Genomic DNA, 16,289 nt, shown 5'->3' with positions numbered 1-16,289 from the left:
GTCCACACTGTTTGTAGAGGGGACGGTGGAGGAAATGAAAAAACAAGTTATTGCTTATCTTCTTATATTATTAATTGGTGCACAGTTACTTGTGCAGTTTGGATATATGAAAGCTGATGCAAAAGGGCCTTCAGTTATTCCGAAAGAGGCCGTTCGATTACGAATTTTAGCAAATAGTGATTCAGATAAAGACCAGGCATTAAAGCGTAAAGTGCGTGATGAAGTAAAAGCACAAATTGATGGATGGGTAGCGGATTTAACTTCATTTGAAGAGGCGCGCAAAGTAATTCAAAGTCATATTCCAGAAATCGAGAAAACGGTGGAAAATACGTTAAAAAGAGAAGGAAGTAAAGAATCATTTCAAGTGAAATTTAGTAAGAATGTAAAGTTTCCTACAAAGGTATATGGGAATTTTATTTATCCAGCAGGAGAATATGAAGCGGTATTGATTACAATTGGAGAAGGTGAAGGGGCGAACTGGTGGTGTGTATTATTTCCACCAATGTGTTTCTTAGATTTTTCGAGTGGGACAGCTGTAAGAAAAGAAGAGCACGTTGTGAAGGCGGAATCCCCTGAAGAGGAGCAGGTGAAACAACTAGATGAGGAAGTAGTAAATACAGAAGAGAAGAAAGTGGATAAGGTTAAAGAAACGAAAGTTGTAAAACAGGAAGTAGTAAAAGAAGTAACAGCTTCTGAAAAGAAAGTAGTAAAAAATGAAACAAAAGTCGAAGAGCAGCCTGTAAGTAAAGAAGAAACAAAAACGGTGGAAAAAGTGGAGAAACCTGTGGAGAAAAAACAAGAAAAGCAAAATGAGTATGTAAAAGTAGAAGAGGAAGAAAAAAAGCCAGAAGTTAAATTGTTTATTGTAGAAGCTTTTACATCTTTATTCTCTAAATAGTACTATTAATAAATCCCTCCTCATATATAAAAATGAGGAGGGATTTATTATGAAGAAAGTGTATTTTGCTACGAAAGCAGATGTGGAAAGATTACATTCTTTTTTCGGACAAGCTAATAAAAAAGATGATAAAATAAATGAGTTGTACGCACAATTTATGATTTTGGAAGAGGCGGAAGAAATAAGAGCTGTAATTGGTTATGAACAAAGTGGGGAAGATGTACTTATTCGTTCTTGTTTATTCACACCTCATGTGGATAAACAGACTTTCTTATATTTTTTTGAAATGTTTTTGCAGTATATGAAAGAAAAAAGTGTTCAACAATTGTACTTACTAACAAACCATCCACAATCTGTACCGATCTTTCAGTTCTTTGACTTTTTTACTATAGAAAAGGATGAGGTTCCAGAGGGTATTCAACAGTTAGAACATTTTTGTAAAAATATAAAAGAGCAGAATGCAATAATACTAAATTGTCAGCTATTCACAAAGTTATCCACGGATTAATTGGGTTTATCCACATTTTGTGGATAAACCTTGTTTGTCTTTTGGATAAATCTCATAGTAAACTAAAAATAGACAAGTATTTAAGGGTAGAAAAGGACGTGGAAAAAAATGCATACAAATATGTGGGTTGTGGATAATGTTGTGGAAAGAAAAAAATATTATCCACAGTTACAAGAAGCAGCAAAATTATTAAGAGAAAATGAGGCGGTTGCTTTCCCTACGGAAACAGTATATGGGTTAGGTGCAAATGCGATGGATGATGAAGCAATCGCGAAAATTTTCGAAGCGAAAGGAAGACCGAGTGATAATCCACTCATTGTCCACATAGGTACAAAATCTCAGTTAGATGGGATTGTGAAAGAAATCCCACCAGTTGCAGAGAAGTTAATGGCGCATTTTTGGCCAGGACCATTAACAATTATTTTGCCGAGAAAAGAAGGGATTTCAGAGAGGGTGACGGCGGGACTTAATACGGTTGGGGTAAGAATGCCTGATCATCCAGTTGCACTTGCTCTTATTGAAGAGGCGAATGTACCTGTTGCGGCACCAAGTGCGAATCGTTCAGGGCGTCCAAGTCCAACACTAGCTTCTCACGTATATGAAGATTTGAATGGGAAGATTGCAGGTATTGTTGATGGTGGTGCAACTGGAGTAGGCGTTGAATCAACTGTAATTGATTGTACAAGCACGGTTCCAACAATATTACGTCCAGGTGGGATTACGAAAGAACAATTAGAAGCGGTGATAGGTACCGTTTCTTTAGATCCAGCTTTAAAGGATGAGAAGGAAAAACCGAAATCACCTGGAATGAAATACACACATTATGCGCCGAAAGCACCACTTAGTATTGTTGAGGGCTCGCGTGAGTTTATTCAGCAACTTGTGGATGAGAAAAAGGAAGAAGGATTTAAAGTAGGCGTATTAACGACGGAAGAGTATCAGCATGTATATAACGCAGATGTTATATTGTCTTGTGGTGTTAGAAGTGACTTAGCTAGCGTTGCGACTAAATTATATGATGTACTTAGAACATTTGATGCAAGTGAAGTGGATGTTATTTTTAGTGAGTCGTTCCCTAATGAAGGAATAGGAAATGCTATTATGAATCGTTTAACAAAAGCGGCAGGACATCATATTATTATTGAATGATAAGGTAAGGTTAGCAAACAGAATATTTCTCCTTGGATAAGCATATTGTGAAGTAGCACGTCCAAGGAGGGGCATGAATGACGTTTGAACAGCTAATACCTTTAATAATTATGGCATTCGCCTTAGGGATGGATGCGTTCTCGGTGAGTCTTGGTATGGGGATGATGCCCCTAAAGTTAAGACAAATCCTGTATATTGGTATGACGATAGGGATATTTCATATTATTATGCCATTTATAGGGATGGTACTAGGTCGTTTTTTATCAGAGAAGTATGGAGATATTGCACATTTTGCGGGTGCTATTTTATTAATCGGACTAGGTTTTTATATCGTATATTCGACCATTTTACAAAATGGAGAGACTAGAACTGTCCCTATTGGAATTAGCTTATTCGTATTTGCATTTGGCGTTAGTATAGATAGTTTCTCAGTAGGGCTTAGTCTTGGTATTTATGGGGCACAAACAATCATTACGATATTACTTTTTGGATTTGTTAGCATGTTGTTAGCGTGGATTGGTTTATTAATTGGTAGACATGCGAAAGATATGCTCGGTACATATGGCGAGATAGTAGGTGGCATCATTCTAGTTGGATTTGGATTATATATCCTTTTTCCTATATAATTTTATGTAGGAGGGAATTATGAACAAGCTATTGGGATGGTATGTTAAGTTTTTAACCTTCTTTCCTCGATGGCTAAGAAGGCTTATAATTTGGGGTATTATTTTGCAAATTGCAATTTTAGGTTGGATTAAGTTAATTCGCGAATAGTAAGATAGCTCCTTTCTGTGCATAGTTTTGTTTGTACTATATTGATTGCGCTAAAAAATTACACATATAGAAAGGATGAGATGAATGACAAGATTGAAGCAAGTTTTTGGTATTATTATTAGTTTTTTTGTTTTTTGGTTTAGTATGCTCGGTGTACAAATGTTTGCTGAGTTTTTAGATATTGAGTCATTGAAATTTGTTGCGGGAAAGACTGAGGCGGCGCGTGCTTTTTACTCTCCGTACCCGTTTTTAATTGTTTTTCTTATTACACTGCTTTCCCTATACTTCTTCGTAATTAAGCTAGGGAAACCGAAAAAAGAAAAACTCCCTACTTTAGAGGAAAAGAAGGAAGAATTACAATGATAAAAATCCCCTGCTAAAAAGCAGGGGATTTTTATGTTTGAGTGATGGCAGGGATCGATTCTGAGCGAGCCGCTTCCGCTTTTAGATATTATCCAGTTCCAGCGGCTAGAATGGTCGGTGGCTTCGCGTCTTCCTATGAGGCAAAAAGCGCCTCTACGTCAGAAGCTCCATCCCCCTCTCATTCTGAGCGAGCCGCTTCTGCTTTTAAACTGGCCTAACCAGTTCAAATTGTTCTCCTAATTTTGCATAGTTGTGTCCTGCTAGGCGGCTTATTGGTTTGAGTCCTTCTGCGTGAATGCGCCCTTTTTCATATAGATGCTCGGCAACGTGGAAACGAACGACGCGTCCAATTAGTAGATCACAAGCTGGTGAGTCTTCTGTTCCACCAAGTGGAATTGCACGTTCTAATATACATTCCATTCGAATATTTGCTTCTTTTACACCTGGAACAGAGATGACTTCACTTTCAATTGGTGTTAGTTTTGCTAGTTCAATTTCACTTTCATTTGGCGGGAGATTAGCTGCTGTTTCGTTAATTGCTGCTACATATGATTCGTCAGAAATATGTACGACAAATTCACCTTTTTCAATTGCGTTTCGGGAAGTGTCCTTTCTTTCTCCGGCTTTTCGTTGTACAGAAACAGAGATAAGTGGTGGATTAGCAGCGACAATATTGAAATAACTATATGGTGCGCCGTTTAATACACCGTCTTTTGTTACAGAAGTAACGAATGCGACAGGGCGAGGGATGATACTTCCAGTAAGTAATTTGTAATTATCTTTTTCAGTTTGTTCATTTGGATTAATGGATAACATGCTTGTAATCCCCTTTCTAAATATGAATACTTATTGTTTGTTTACAAGATATCGGTGAGAAAATCCTGCTGGAAATAATATTTTGTTTCATAAAAAGAACTTACTTCAATTGTAATGAAGTAAGTTCTTTTTCAAGAATCTCAAGATTGAGATGAAAATTAAAGTAAAACGTATGCGCCAGGTCCGATTAAAGCTACACCAACAGCAACAGCGATTAACATTAAATTATATTCATATCCGTTTTGTGTCACCCAGTAACCATTTTTCCCGTGAACAGTGAAGATAGCCATTAACATTGTTCCAACGATAAATAATGAGCCAACTATAATGAAAATACCTGATGCGAATAAGAAACCACCTAGTAATTCAGTTGCACCAGCCATAAATGCCATAAATACACCAGGACGTAAACCGATTGATTCCATCCAGCCACCTGTTCCTTTTAAACCGTAACCGCCGAACCAACCAAATAATTTTTGAGCACCATGACCCATGAATGTAATTCCTATAATAAGACGAATAATAAGAAGACCGAAATCCATCATTTTTAAAAACCTCCTAAAAGTTATTAACTTACCTTATGTAAGTAATAATAAAATAGTTACTTACTTTAGTCAAGCGGATTTTAAAAAAAGTTTGAATTAAATTTTACAAATTAACAACAAAAAACAAAATGTAGTAAAGACCTCTAGACAAGTTGGGCAAAAAAAGAGAAAATATAAATAGAAGTTAACTTCTTATTGTTATTCAGACAATCAGAATTGACTGGAATTTTGTGAAGCGCTACAATAAGAGTCTATTAGTAATGACGTAATTTATTTCGAAAGCGTTTTTACAGTATAATATTCGAAGTATGAAGTCTTACATGTATCCCGAGCTTTACTAGGGATTGCCCTATAAACTTTTAGGTAAATTATAAGGAGGACTATCCTATGTTTAAAAAATTATTTGGTCTTGGTTCAAAAACAAATGAAGAAACAATCGTAGCTCCATTAACTGGAGCAGTGAAAAATATTGAAGAAGTACCAGATCCAGTATTCGCTGGTCGTATGATGGGTGACGGTGTTGCAATCGATCCTACTGAAGGTGTAGTTGTATCTCCAGTTGATGGTGAAATCGTACAATTATTCCACACAAAACATGCTATCGGAATTAAAGCGAAAAACGGCACAGAAATTTTAATCCACGTTGGATTAGAAACTGTAAAAATGGAAGGCGAAGGTTTCGAAGCTCACGTTTCTGAAGGCCAAGCTGTAAAAGCTGGAGATAAATTAATCTCATTCGACTTAGAATTAATCCGTGAAAAAGCGAAAAGTACAATTACTCCAATCGTTATTACAAACACAGATGCAGCTGAGTCTATTAAGACAACTGTAGGCGTAACAGCTACAAAAGGTTCAACAGAAGTAATGAAAGTTACAATGAAATAATTGCTGTATAAGAGGAATCCGTTTCGTATGAAATGGATTCCTTATTTTTGTTGCATATTCAGTAGGTATGTTAAAATACTCTGGGCACTTGGAAATAGGGTTTCACATATATGTGGATAAGGCGCATTTTTCTTAGAAAAAATATAAGAGAACTGCGCTTTTTGTATATTCACATTTCTTTTGTTCTATTCTAATGTAAGTTATGATGAGTGGTAAGAAATCGAATATAGGGGTGGGGTTGGATGAAACGAGTGTTATTTGTTTGTACTGGCAATACATGTCGTAGTCCGATGGCTGAGGCGTTGCTTCGTCATCACGGAGGAGATAGGTTTGAAGTGCAATCTGCCGGTGTTTTCGCCTATCCTGGGAGCGATGCATCGGTATATGCGAAGGAAGCTTTAGCTGAAAAAGGGATTTCAATTAATCATGCCGCGCAGCAAGTAAACGAAACTTTGCTTGATTGGGCTGATATTGTCGTAACGATGACAGAAAATCATAAACACATTGTACTTGGGCATTATCCGAGTGTTGAAAAGAAATTGAATACGTTATATGGATTAACTGAAGGTATAGGTAAGGACATTTCAGATCCATTTGGAGGCTCGCTTTCTATTTATAAAAAAACGTTAGATGAGATGGAAAAACTTGTACAAACTTTACTGAAAAAACATTCAGTAGGTTGATGTTTCGTGTATAATACGATATTGGAGATCACTTCGTCCTATTGAGGTAGCGAGTGTGAAATGAAGATAATTGATTGAAACTTTGGAGGGGTAAAAATGAAAGTAGTAATAGCATCTGATCACGGCGGTATGAATATCCGCAAAGAACTTGTAAGTTTATTAGAAGAGTTAAATATTGAATATATTGATTTAGGTTGTGAATGTGAAGCTGGTTCTGTTGATTACCCTGACTTTGCGTTTCCGGCAGCTGAAATGGTAGCGAACGGTGAAGTAGATCGTGGTATTTTAGTTTGTGGGACAGGCATTGGTATGTCAATCGCAGCAAACAAAGTAAATGGTATCCGTTGTGCGTTAGTTCATGATACTTTCAGTGCGAAAGCAACGAGAGAGCATAATGACACTAACATGCTAGCAATGGGCGAGCGTGTAATTGGTGCTGGTCTAGCGCGTGATATCGCAAAAATCTGGTTAACAACTGACTATGAAGGTGGTCGTCACGAAAACCGCGTAGGAAAAATTAAAACATACGAAACAAAGTAATAGATTCTAACTATTGGTAGTGTGAAATATAATTTGGTGAACCAACCTGTGAAAGGAAGAGGCGTAATGACAGAAATCGTAAAAGTAAGAGAACAGCTACAAATGTCGCTTTCTGATTTCCAAGAACAAGCTTCATTACAAAGCGGTCAAATTTTTGTAGTGGGTTGTAGCACGAGCGAAGTGCTAGGCGAAAGAATTGGAACATCAGGAACGATGGAAGTAGCAGAGGCGATTTTTTCTGAGTTAAAACAATTTCAAGAGCGAACAGGTATTGAATTAGCGTTTCAATGTTGTGAGCATTTAAACCGTGCTTTAGTAGTTGAGAGAGAAGTAGCGATAAAATATCAATTTGAAATTGTAACAGTTACGCCTGTTAGATCAGCAGGTGGTGCATTGGGGACATATGCGTATCACAATTTGAAAGATCCGGTAGTAGTTGAGTTTATTAAAGCAGATGCAGGAATGGATATTGGTGATACATTTATTGGTATGCATTTAAAACATGTAGCTGTTCCGGTTCGTACAAGTGTGAAGGCAATTGGAAGTGCGCATGTAACGATGGCCAAAACACGTGGAAAACTAATTGGCGGAGCACGTGCTGTTTACGCGGTGACGGAAGAGACTACCACTTGCCGTTAAATATGAGAAATTAGGAAGTCATATAGTAGCTGTTTATCATAAGATAAAAGGTATGTTGTCTGACTTTATAGTAGAAGAAAGAAAAGACCGATTTTCGGTCTTTTTTTTCTTTTATGATATAGAAAGTCATGTTAGAATGTAGTTGAAAACATGAAGGTTCGAAAGAATTACAACCTGAATTTTCGTTTTTTCTGAATAAATGAGAAAAAACTGTTGGGAATCGATGTAATTCGTTCAGAAAAGGGGGATTTTGGTGGATCATTTAAAACGTCAAGATGAAAAGGTATTTGCTGCAATTGAGGCAGAACTAGGAAGACAGCGTTCAAAGATTGAGTTAATTGCTTCGGAAAACTTTGTAAGTGAAGCGGTAATGGAGGCGCAAGGTTCTGTTTTAACAAATAAGTATGCTGAAGGATATCCTGGAAAACGTTACTATGGTGGCTGTGAACACGTAGACGTAGTAGAAGATATCGCACGTGATCGCGTAAAAGAAATTTTTGGCGCAGAGCACGTAAACGTTCAACCACACTCTGGTGCACAAGCGAACATGGCAGTATACTTCACAATTTTAGAGCAAGGCGATACAGTACTTGGTATGAATTTATCTCATGGTGGTCACTTAACACACGGAAGCCCTGTTAACTTCAGTGGAGTACAATATAATTTCGTAGAATATGGCGTGGATGCTGACTCTCACCGTATTAATTACGATGATGTATTAGCAAAAGCGAAAGAACATAAACCAAAATTAATCGTTGCAGGTGCAAGTGCATACCCTCGTGTTATCGATTTCAAACGATTCCGTGAGATTGCAGATGAAGTGGGTGCATACTTAATGGTGGATATGGCACATATCGCTGGTTTAGTAGCTGCTGGCTTACATCCAAATCCAGTACCACATGCACATTTCGTTACAACGACAACACATAAAACGTTACGTGGTCCGCGCGGTGGTATGATTTTATGTGAAGAGAAGTTTGCAAAACAAATTGATAAATCAATCTTCCCTGGTATTCAAGGTGGTCCACTTATGCACGTAATCGCTGCAAAAGCTGTTGCGTTTGGTGAGACACTTCAAGAGGATTTCAAAACGTATGCACAAAATATCATTAACAATGCGAACCGCTTAGCTGAAGGTCTTCAAAAAGAAGGACTTACACTTGTTTCTGGCGGAACAGACAATCACTTAATCTTGATTGATGTTCGTAACCTAGAAATCACAGGTAAAGTAGCAGAGCACGTATTAGATGAAGTTGGTATTACAGTGAACAAAAATACAATTCCATTTGAAACAGCAAGCCCATTTGTAACAAGTGGTGTACGTATCGGTACAGCAGCTGTAACATCTCGTGGTTTCGGTTTAGAAGAAATGGATGAAATTGCGTCACTTATTGCTTATACATTAAAAAATCATGAGAATGAAGCTGCATTAGAAGAAGCACGTAAGCGTGTAGAAGCGTTAACGAGCAAATTCTCAATGTATCCAAATCTATAATAGATTGAAGAAGACTGCTGAAACGTAATTGTTTTGGCAGTCTTTTTTGTGGACATATATTATTTTTAAAGTATGTATACAAATGATGAATAAATTTTGGCGATATAATGAAGGATACAGCTCCCATAATTGGTAAAGATACTAGATAGATTCATCGTAAAATCATGATTTTGCCAAATTTGCCCTTGAATATTAGTAGCGTTTTCTTTACAATCGTAAATAGTGTAAAAAAGCGTGCAAACGCATGAATATCATCTAAAGGAGAGATTCACATGGGAAAACTGTATGTATTTGATCACCCGTTAATTCAACATAAGATTACATATATTCGCGATAAGAATACAGGTACGAAAGATTTTCGTGAATTAGTGGACGAAGTAGCAAGCTTAATGGCTTTCGAAATTACTCGCGACCTTCCGCTTAAGGATATTGAAATTGAAACGCCTGTAAGCAAAGCGACAACAAAAGTGATCGCTGGTAAAAAACTTGGTTTAATTCCGATTTTACGTGCAGGTTTAGGAATGGTTGATGGAATTCTGAAATTAATTCCAGCAGCAAAAGTAGGACACGTTGGTTTATACCGTGACCCTAAAACATTGCAACCGGTAGAATACTATGTGAAACTTCCAACGGATGTAGAAGAGCGTGACTTTATCGTACTAGATCCGATGCTAGCAACAGGTGGTTCTGCGGCTGAAGCAATTAACTCTCTGAAAAAGCGCGGTGCGAAACAAATTAAATTAATGTGTATCGTTGCAGCTCCAGAAGGGGTAAAAGTAGTACAAGAAGAACATCCCGATGTTGATATTTATGTAGCAGCATTAGATGAGAAATTAAATGACCACGGATATGTAGTACCAGGTCTTGGTGATGCTGGTGACCGTTTATTCGGAACGAAGTAAGACAACTGACGAGCAGGGGAGATTCCCCTGCTCGTTTTTTTTTGCTGTAAGCAAGTAGGGGAGAGGAGAGGATAAATATACATCGTATATACAACATAAGTTGCATACACATCACATATAATATAGAAGTCTTACGTCTGAGGAACACTATATTATGGAAGAAAAGCGTTATATCTCGAAAATATAATAGTGACAAACTTGTGAACATTTCCTTCTATTATAAAGAGAAAACTGTTAGAAATTGCATATATGTAACCAGTATTTAGAAGGGGAACGTTTTCATTTTTGGGAGGAAATGCCTAATACTCAAATTTTTAGATTTTTTACGATTTCTCGTTGACACTGTTAATACCCTATTGTATGCTAACAACGGGGATAGATGGTAGGGCTTTCAGTGACAAAAATACATCTATTCCGTGACGAAAATGTAAACTTTTTGTTTTGTATAGGATTTATGCAAAAAAATGAGTTATTATTAACACATCGTGAATGAGGGTTACATATTGGAGGGATGAATCCTTGCAAAAAAACGATCGCAGCCATATAAAAGCATATGCTTTAATGTCAGGAATTCTTGCTCAATTAGTCGGTTCTATACTTGTTGGAATCTTTGGTGGGCAGTGGATTGATAATAAGGTTGGAACGTTTCCATTGTTTCTTATTATAGGGTTATTACTCGGGTTAGGAACAGGGGTATACGCAATGATTCGACTCATTCGACATTACTATTCGGGAGAGCAATGATGATAGACGTACATGGACTTGTCCAAAGACAAAAGAAATATATGTACTACTTGCTTGCGCTTCTAGTGCTAGGATGGGGATTTACCTCTTACAAGGATGTATTTCTTGGGCTGATTATCGGAACGATTTTCAGTTTTCTTAGTTTGCGCATCATTGCACGTAGAACAGACAAGCTGTTAGATCGCGTAACAAATGGAGAAAACGTGAAGTTTAAGGCGACAGCTGTAAGTACATATTCAAGATTCGCCACGATTGGGTTATTAATTTTATTTGCAGCCAAATATCAAGAGTTAATTGCGATGTGGGGCTTAGGTGTAGGATTGCTGACAGGATACCTTGTCATGATCATAGATTTTCTTTATTTAGAGTATAAGAGCAGGGAAGAGAGGTGAATTACTAGTGGAACACGGTAAATTAGTTAAATTTCTAGGTTTAACGTTCGATTTGTCATCAGTTATGATGGTTACTGTAGCAGCAGTTATTGTTTTCTTAATCGCTGTTATCGGAACTCGCAGCTTAGCCCTTCGCCCAACCGGGATGCAAAACTTCATGGAATGGGTGTTTGACTTCGTGAAAGGGATTATCAATAGTACGATGGACTGGAAAACAGGTGGACGTTTCTTAACACTTGGCGTTACGCTTATCATGTTTATCATCGTATCGAACTTCCTTGGTTTACCATTCATGTATTCAGCAACTGAAGCTGGCGAACATATTGCATGGTGGAGGTCACCAACGTCTGATCCAGCAGTTACATTAACATTAGCCGTGATGGTAGTTACCCTCACCCATTATTATGGAATTAAGATGAAGGGTACGAAAGAGTATGTTAAAGGTTATTTCCAACCTATGAAATTCTTATTCCCATTAAAGGTTATTGAGGAGTTTGCTAACACATTAACGTTAGGTCTTCGTTTATTCGGTAACATTTATGCAGGTGAGATCTTATTAGGATTACTTGCTAAGTTAGGCGGGGCATCATTCCTTGGAGCATTAGGTGCGCTTGTACCGATGTTAGCATGGATGGGATTCAGTGTATTCGTTGGATCAATCCAAGCATTTATTTTCGTTATGTTAACGATGGTTTATATGGCTCATAAAGTAAGTCATGACCATTAATATAATTTAAGTAAGAAAAAATTTATTTTTTTATAATACAAAGGAGGACAAATTAAATGAGTTTAGGTGTAATCGCAGCTGCAATTGCAATTGGTTTATCAGCATTAGGTGCAGGTATTGGTAACGGTCTTATCGTATCACGTACAATCGAAGGTGTTGCTCGTCAACCAGAATTAAAAGGCGCACTTCAAACAATTATGTTCATCGGGGTTGCTTTAGTTGAGGCACTTCCAATCATCGGTGTAGTTATTGCATTCATCGTAATGAACAAATAAGGGAGACTCCCCTTACATAGATGGCGAAGAGTGTTTTTCCGAACTTTCTTCGCCATTGCTTTATGAACGAAACGTATGTCTTTTTTTTTCATATGATCAATTTAGATATTTTGAAGGGAGTGAATCCTTGTGCCAACTTTATTATTAGGAGCTGCCATTCCATTTGGAACGATTGCTTATACATTGTTCATTTTCTTAATTCTATTAATAATGCTACGCAAATTTGCGTGGGGTCCTTTAATGGGAATTATGAAAGAACGTGAAGAGCATGTTACTAATGAAATCGACGCTGCAGAAAGAAGTAACGCTGAAGCGAAGAAGTTAGTAGAAGAACAACGTGAAATGTTAAAACAATCGCGTGTTGAAGCACAAGAGTTAATCGAAAGAGCGAAAAAACAAGCTGTAGATCAAAAAGATGTGATTGTTGCTGCTGCGAAAGAAGAAGCAGAATCAATTAAAGCATCTGCTGTACAAGAAATTCAACGCGAAAAAGAGCAAGCAATTGCTGCTTTACAAGAACAAGTCGCTTCTTTATCTGTTCAAATTGCTTCTAAAGTAATTGAAAAAGAATTAAAAGAAGAAGATCAAGTTAAGTTAATTCGCGATTATATTAAAGAAGTAGGAGAAGCGCGATGAGCAATGGGATTGTAGCAAAACGTTATGCTGTCGCTCTTTTTAAAATTGCAAAAGAAAAACACGTATTAGAAATGTTTGAAGAAGAATTACGCCTTGTACAAAACGTTTATGTAAAGAACGGGGAACTACATAGCTTTTTAACGCAACCAAACATTTCAAAAGAGCAGAAGAAAACGTTTCTTGCAAACGTATTCGGATCTGTTTCTGAATCAATTTTAAATACGTTATATATTTTAATTGATAACAAGCGTATTGATATCTTACCTGAAATTGCAGATGAATATGTTGTTCTTGCTAATGAAGAACGTAACGTAGCGGATGCAACTGTATATTCTATTCGTCTTCTATCTGAAGAAGAGAAGCTTAACATTGCAGAAGCATTTGCAAAGAGAACGGGAAAAGATGCAATTCGCGTGAAAAATGTTGTAGATGAAGATTTACTAGGCGGAATTAAAGTACGTATTGGAAATCGCATTTATGACGGAAGTTTACAAGGAAAATTAGCACGTATTCAGCGTGAATTAATGAAGAATAGATAGGGGTGAAGCACATGAGCATCAGAGCTGAAGAAATTAGCGCACTGATAAAGCAACAAATCGAGAACTATCAGTCTGAAATCGAAGTTAGTGATGTTGGTACAGTTATCCAAGTTGGTGACGGTATTGCGCGTGCTCATGGTCTTGATAACGTTATGGCTGGTGAACTTGTAGAGTTCTCTAACGGCGTTATGGGACTAGCACAAAACTTAGAGGAAAACAACGTAGGTATTATCATTTTAGGACCTTACACAGAAATCCGTGAAGGTGACGAAGTTCGTCGTACTGGTCGCATCATGCAAGTACCAGTAGGAAAAGAACTAATTGGTCGTGTTGTAAACCCATTAGGTCAACCAGTTGATGGTTTAGGCCCAATCAATACAACAAACACTCGTCCAATCGAAAGTCCAGCACCAGGTGTAATGGATCGTAAATCTGTTCATGAGCCACTTCAAACAGGTATTAAAGCGATCGATGCTCTTGTACCAATTGGCCGTGGTCAACGTGAGTTAATCATCGGTGACCGTCAAACTGGTAAAACAGCAGTTGCACTTGATACAATCATTAACCAAAAAGATGAAGATATGATTTGTATCTATGTAGCTATCGGACAAAAAGAATCAACTGTACGTAACGTAGTAGAAACACTACGTAAGCACGGTGCATTAGAGTACACAATCGTTGTAACTGCATCTGCTTCTCAACCAGCTCCATTATTATACTTAGCTCCTTATGCTGGTGTAACAATGGGTGAAGAGTTCATGTACAATGGTAAACACGTATTAGTAGTATATGATGACTTATCAAAACAAGCAGCGGCTTACCGTGAGCTGTCATTACTATTACGTCGTCCTCCAGGTCGTGAAGCTTATCCAGGGGATGTATTCTACTTACATTCTCGCTTATTAGAGCGTGCAGCAAAATTAAGTGATGCAAGAGGCGGCGGTTCTTTAACTGCACTACCTTTCATCGAAACACAAGCAGGGGACGTATCAGCTTACATCCCAACAAACGTAATTTCTATTACGGATGGACAAATCTTCTTACAATCTGACCTATTCTTCTCTGGCGTACGTCCAGCGATCGATGCGGGTACTTCTGTATCTCGTGTTGGTGGATCTGCTCAGATTAAAGCAATGAGTAAAGTATCAGGTACACTTCGTCTTGACCTTGCATCTTACCGTGAGTTAGAAGCGTTCGCTCAGTTCGGCTCTGACCTTGATAAAGCAACTCAAGCGAAACTAAACCGTGGTGCTCGTACTGTTGAGGTATTAAAACAAGGATTACACAAACCGTTACGTGTAGAGAAACAAGTTATCATTCTTTACGCTTTAACACGTGGATTCCTAGATGATATCCCAGTAGTAGATATCACTCGTTTCGAAGAAGAATTCCATGCTTGGTTAGATTCTAATGCGACTGACTTATTAGAAGAAATCCGCACAACTAAGAAACTTGCGGATGACGACAAATTTGCAGCAGCAATTAACGGATTTAAAAAAGTATTCGTAGCTTCTGAGTAATAAAAGCGGAAGCGGCTCGTCCTGAATGTGAGGGGGAAGAAGTGAAGCCACCGAACATTCAAGCTGCTGGAGCTAGATAATAATATATATAGGCATCTCAATCTTTGAGATTGCTGACGGTTATGTAAAGGAAAAGAGTAGGTGCACCTATTCTTTTCCTTCAATCATGAGCAAGAATATCTTGCAACGTAGATTAGGAAGAGGATTCTTACTAATCGTGCCAACTTCCGGAAAAAAGGTGGTGAAAACCTGTGGCATCTTTACGCGATATAAAAGCGAAGATTACCTCGACAAAGAAAACGAGTCAAATTACGAAAGCGATGGAGATGGTATCTGCATCTAAGTTAAACCGTGCAGAACAAAATGCTAAATCTTTCGTTCCGTATATGGAAAAGATTCAAGAAGTAGTAGCGAGCATTGCGCAAGGAAGTAAAGGAATTAATCATCCGATGCTAAATGCGCGTCCTGTAAAGCGTACAGGATACATCGTTATTACATCTGATCGCGGACTAGCAGGTGGTTATAACAGTAACGTATTACGTACAGTGAGTAACGTAATTCGTGAACGTCATAATATGGATTCAAACCAATATTCAATTATTGTGCTTGGACGACTAGGACGTGATTATTTAAAACGTCGCGGCTTTAACATCATTGATGAAGTAGTTGGATTATCTGACCACCCATCATTTACTGATATTAAAGATCTTGCTTCTCGAGCAATTGCGATGTTTGCAGATGGTGCTTATGATGAGCTGTATATTTACTACAACCATTACGTAAGTAAAATTTCACAAGAAGTAACGGAAAATAAAATTTTACCGCTTACTGATGTGGCGTCTGATAAACCGACGACAGCTTATGAATTCGAACCTTCTGAAGAAGAGATTTTAAAAGTACTATTGCCACAATACGCAGAAAGCTTAGTGTACGGTGCATTACTAGATGGTAAAGCAAGTGAGCACGCAGCGCGTATGACAGCAATGAAGAGTGCTACAGACAACGCAATGGAAGTTATCGATTCACTTACACTTTCATTCAACCGTGCGCGTCAGGCAGCGATTACGCAAGAAATTACGGAAATCGTTGGTGGAGCAGCAGCGTTAGAATAGTATTAAAAAGCGTAGGCGGTTCGTTCAGAATGAGAGGGAGATGGAGCTTTTGACGTAGAGGCGATTTGTGCCTCGTAGGAAAAAGCGAAGCCACCGAACATTCTAACCGCCGGAGCTAGATTCAATAAAAAGCGTAGGTGACTTGCT

Annotated in this window: 23 protein-coding genes; 21 read left to right on the top strand and 2 right to left on the bottom strand. The window is 37.9% G+C overall.

Annotation, left to right across the window (positions count from 1 at the left end; all coding sequences use genetic code 11):
- The first annotated feature begins 34 nt into the window (after positions 1-34).
- The 6 genes from spoIIR (at position 35) to DOS87_RS28830 (ending at position 3,692) form a co-directional block, all read left to right on the top strand.
- The gene (gene spoIIR / locus DOS87_RS28850) at positions 35-898 is read left to right on the top strand and encodes a stage II sporulation protein R (RefSeq protein ID WP_016078210.1); all 864 of its coding nucleotides are present in this window, start codon (positions 35-37) and stop codon (positions 896-898) included.
- Between the two features lie 49 nt (positions 899-947).
- Positions 948-1,406, top strand: a complete 459-nt coding sequence (locus tag DOS87_RS28845) for a GNAT family N-acetyltransferase (protein WP_000758437.1) — start codon at positions 948-950, stop codon at positions 1,404-1,406.
- 108 nt (positions 1,407-1,514) lie between these two features.
- Positions 1,515-2,555: an L-threonylcarbamoyladenylate synthase gene (locus DOS87_RS28840; protein ID WP_000557357.1), complete on the top strand. Its 1,041-nt coding sequence runs from the start codon at positions 1,515-1,517 to the stop codon at positions 2,553-2,555.
- A 77-nt stretch (positions 2,556-2,632) separates the two neighbouring features.
- On the top strand, positions 2,633-3,181 hold the full coding sequence (locus DOS87_RS28835; protein WP_000142476.1) for a manganese efflux pump MntP: 549 nt from the start codon (positions 2,633-2,635) through the stop codon (positions 3,179-3,181).
- A gap of 19 nt (positions 3,182-3,200) precedes the next feature.
- Positions 3,201-3,329 (top strand): hypothetical protein, encoded by a 129-nt coding sequence (locus DOS87_RS30425; protein ID WP_001037654.1) that lies wholly within the window; start codon positions 3,201-3,203, stop codon positions 3,327-3,329.
- Between the two features lie 84 nt (positions 3,330-3,413).
- Positions 3,414-3,692, top strand: a complete 279-nt coding sequence (locus DOS87_RS28830; RefSeq protein ID WP_000197471.1) for a DUF3935 domain-containing protein — start codon at positions 3,414-3,416, stop codon at positions 3,690-3,692.
- Positions 3,693-3,896: 204 nt separating this feature from the next.
- On the opposite strand, the gene DOS87_RS28825 is transcribed toward DOS87_RS28830, so the two are convergent.
- Positions 3,897-4,508 (bottom strand): flavin reductase family protein, encoded by a 612-nt coding sequence (locus DOS87_RS28825; protein WP_000949048.1) that lies wholly within the window; start codon positions 4,506-4,508, stop codon positions 3,897-3,899.
- A 158-nt stretch (positions 4,509-4,666) separates the two neighbouring features.
- Positions 4,667-5,053, bottom strand: a complete 387-nt coding sequence (locus DOS87_RS28820; protein WP_000968613.1) for a DoxX family protein — start codon at positions 5,051-5,053, stop codon at positions 4,667-4,669.
- Positions 5,054-5,440: 387 nt separating this feature from the next.
- Here DOS87_RS28820 and DOS87_RS28815 point away from each other — a divergent pair, with 387 nt between their 5' ends.
- The 15 genes from DOS87_RS28815 (at position 5,441) to atpG (ending at position 16,142) form a co-directional block, all read left to right on the top strand.
- On the top strand, positions 5,441-5,938 hold the full coding sequence (locus tag DOS87_RS28815) for a PTS sugar transporter subunit IIA (RefSeq protein WP_000473666.1): 498 nt from the start codon (positions 5,441-5,443) through the stop codon (positions 5,936-5,938).
- Positions 5,939-6,180: 242 nt separating this feature from the next.
- Positions 6,181-6,621, top strand: a complete 441-nt coding sequence (locus tag DOS87_RS28810) for a low molecular weight protein arginine phosphatase (protein WP_000832378.1) — start codon at positions 6,181-6,183, stop codon at positions 6,619-6,621.
- Positions 6,622-6,717: 96 nt separating this feature from the next.
- Positions 6,718-7,161 (top strand): ribose 5-phosphate isomerase B, encoded by a 444-nt coding sequence (gene rpiB, locus DOS87_RS28805; protein ID WP_000869542.1) that lies wholly within the window; start codon positions 6,718-6,720, stop codon positions 7,159-7,161.
- 66 nt (positions 7,162-7,227) lie between these two features.
- Positions 7,228-7,800, top strand: coding sequence for a TIGR01440 family protein (locus tag DOS87_RS28800; protein WP_000136383.1), 573 nt, complete (start codon positions 7,228-7,230; stop codon positions 7,798-7,800).
- A 253-nt stretch (positions 7,801-8,053) separates the two neighbouring features.
- On the top strand, positions 8,054-9,295 hold the full coding sequence (gene glyA / locus DOS87_RS28795; protein ID WP_000349800.1) for a serine hydroxymethyltransferase: 1,242 nt from the start codon (positions 8,054-8,056) through the stop codon (positions 9,293-9,295).
- A 272-nt stretch (positions 9,296-9,567) separates the two neighbouring features.
- The gene (gene upp, locus DOS87_RS28790; RefSeq protein ID WP_000517539.1) at positions 9,568-10,197 is read left to right on the top strand and encodes a uracil phosphoribosyltransferase; all 630 of its coding nucleotides are present in this window, start codon (positions 9,568-9,570) and stop codon (positions 10,195-10,197) included.
- Between the two features lie 379 nt (positions 10,198-10,576).
- Entirely contained in the window at positions 10,577-10,690 is a 114-nt protein-coding gene (locus DOS87_RS28785; protein ID WP_000232961.1) for a DUF4024 domain-containing protein, read from the top strand.
- Positions 10,691-10,716: 26 nt separating this feature from the next.
- Entirely contained in the window at positions 10,717-10,941 is a 225-nt protein-coding gene (locus tag DOS87_RS28780) for an AtpZ/AtpI family protein (protein ID WP_001171223.1), read from the top strand.
- The gene (locus DOS87_RS28775; protein ID WP_000567600.1) at positions 10,941-11,333 is read left to right on the top strand and encodes an ATP synthase subunit I; all 393 of its coding nucleotides are present in this window, start codon (positions 10,941-10,943) and stop codon (positions 11,331-11,333) included. The genes DOS87_RS28780 and DOS87_RS28775 overlap by 1 nt, the downstream gene beginning before the upstream one ends.
- Positions 11,334-11,340: 7 nt before the next feature.
- On the top strand, positions 11,341-12,060 hold the full coding sequence (atpB, locus tag DOS87_RS28770) for a F0F1 ATP synthase subunit A (RefSeq protein WP_000399879.1): 720 nt from the start codon (positions 11,341-11,343) through the stop codon (positions 12,058-12,060).
- A gap of 56 nt (positions 12,061-12,116) precedes the next feature.
- Positions 12,117-12,335 (top strand): F0F1 ATP synthase subunit C, encoded by a 219-nt coding sequence (gene atpE / locus DOS87_RS28765; protein WP_000052064.1) that lies wholly within the window; start codon positions 12,117-12,119, stop codon positions 12,333-12,335.
- A gap of 129 nt (positions 12,336-12,464) precedes the next feature.
- On the top strand, positions 12,465-12,971 hold the full coding sequence (atpF, locus tag DOS87_RS28760; RefSeq protein ID WP_208730167.1) for a F0F1 ATP synthase subunit B: 507 nt from the start codon (positions 12,465-12,467) through the stop codon (positions 12,969-12,971).
- Positions 12,968-13,510, top strand: coding sequence for a F0F1 ATP synthase subunit delta (atpH, locus tag DOS87_RS28755; protein WP_000064682.1), 543 nt, complete (start codon positions 12,968-12,970; stop codon positions 13,508-13,510). The genes atpF and atpH overlap by 4 nt, the downstream gene beginning before the upstream one ends.
- 11 nt (positions 13,511-13,521) lie before the next feature.
- Positions 13,522-15,030, top strand: coding sequence for a F0F1 ATP synthase subunit alpha (gene atpA / locus DOS87_RS28750; protein WP_000027521.1), 1,509 nt, complete (start codon positions 13,522-13,524; stop codon positions 15,028-15,030).
- Positions 15,031-15,281: 251 nt separating this feature from the next.
- Positions 15,282-16,142, top strand: coding sequence for a F0F1 ATP synthase subunit gamma (atpG, locus tag DOS87_RS28745; RefSeq protein WP_000157703.1), 861 nt, complete (start codon positions 15,282-15,284; stop codon positions 16,140-16,142).
- The last annotated feature ends 147 nt before the right edge of the window (positions 16,143-16,289 follow it).

The organism is Bacillus sp. CR71 (assembly GCF_003429245.1).
In the GTDB taxonomy this organism is placed as follows: Bacteria; Bacillota; Bacilli; order Bacillales; family Bacillaceae_G; genus Bacillus_A; species Bacillus_A thuringiensis_S.
Note: the sequence above shows the minus strand (reverse complement) of the source record. Positions and strands in the feature narration are given on the sequence as shown.

What these genes read in the sequence shown, in the direction of transcription:
- DOS87_RS28840 (WP_000557357.1), top strand. Translation starts at nt 1,515, where the DNA reads ATGCATACAAATATGTGGGTTGTGGATAATGTTGTGGAAAGAAAAAAA.
- rpiB (WP_000869542.1), top strand. Translation starts at nt 6,718, where the DNA reads ATGAAAGTAGTAATAGCATCTGATCACGGCGGTATGAATATCCGCAAA.
- DOS87_RS28800 (WP_000136383.1), top strand. Translation starts at nt 7,228, where the DNA reads ATGACAGAAATCGTAAAAGTAAGAGAACAGCTACAAATGTCGCTTTCT.
- DOS87_RS28845 (WP_000758437.1), top strand. Translation starts at nt 948, where the DNA reads ATGAAGAAAGTGTATTTTGCTACGAAAGCAGATGTGGAAAGATTACAT.
- upp (WP_000517539.1), top strand. Translation starts at nt 9,568, where the DNA reads ATGGGAAAACTGTATGTATTTGATCACCCGTTAATTCAACATAAGATT.
- atpH (WP_000064682.1), top strand. Translation starts at nt 12,968, where the DNA reads ATGAGCAATGGGATTGTAGCAAAACGTTATGCTGTCGCTCTTTTTAAA.
- spoIIR (WP_016078210.1), top strand. Translation starts at nt 35, where the DNA reads ATGAAAAAACAAGTTATTGCTTATCTTCTTATATTATTAATTGGTGCA.
- DOS87_RS30425 (WP_001037654.1), top strand. Translation starts at nt 3,201, where the DNA reads ATGAACAAGCTATTGGGATGGTATGTTAAGTTTTTAACCTTCTTTCCT.
- DOS87_RS28785 (WP_000232961.1), top strand. Translation starts at nt 10,577, where the DNA reads ATGGTAGGGCTTTCAGTGACAAAAATACATCTATTCCGTGACGAAAAT.
- DOS87_RS28815 (WP_000473666.1), top strand. Translation starts at nt 5,441, where the DNA reads ATGTTTAAAAAATTATTTGGTCTTGGTTCAAAAACAAATGAAGAAACA.
- DOS87_RS28830 (WP_000197471.1), top strand. Translation starts at nt 3,414, where the DNA reads ATGACAAGATTGAAGCAAGTTTTTGGTATTATTATTAGTTTTTTTGTT.
- DOS87_RS28820 (WP_000968613.1), bottom strand. Translation starts at nt 5,053, where the DNA reads ATGATGGATTTCGGTCTTCTTATTATTCGTCTTATTATAGGAATTACA.
- DOS87_RS28825 (WP_000949048.1), bottom strand. Translation starts at nt 4,508, where the DNA reads ATGTTATCCATTAATCCAAATGAACAAACTGAAAAAGATAATTACAAA.
- DOS87_RS28775 (WP_000567600.1), top strand. Translation starts at nt 10,941, where the DNA reads ATGATAGACGTACATGGACTTGTCCAAAGACAAAAGAAATATATGTAC.
- DOS87_RS28810 (WP_000832378.1), top strand. Translation starts at nt 6,181, where the DNA reads ATGAAACGAGTGTTATTTGTTTGTACTGGCAATACATGTCGTAGTCCG.
- DOS87_RS28835 (WP_000142476.1), top strand. Translation starts at nt 2,633, where the DNA reads ATGACGTTTGAACAGCTAATACCTTTAATAATTATGGCATTCGCCTTA.
- atpE (WP_000052064.1), top strand. Translation starts at nt 12,117, where the DNA reads ATGAGTTTAGGTGTAATCGCAGCTGCAATTGCAATTGGTTTATCAGCA.
- atpA (WP_000027521.1), top strand. Translation starts at nt 13,522, where the DNA reads ATGAGCATCAGAGCTGAAGAAATTAGCGCACTGATAAAGCAACAAATC.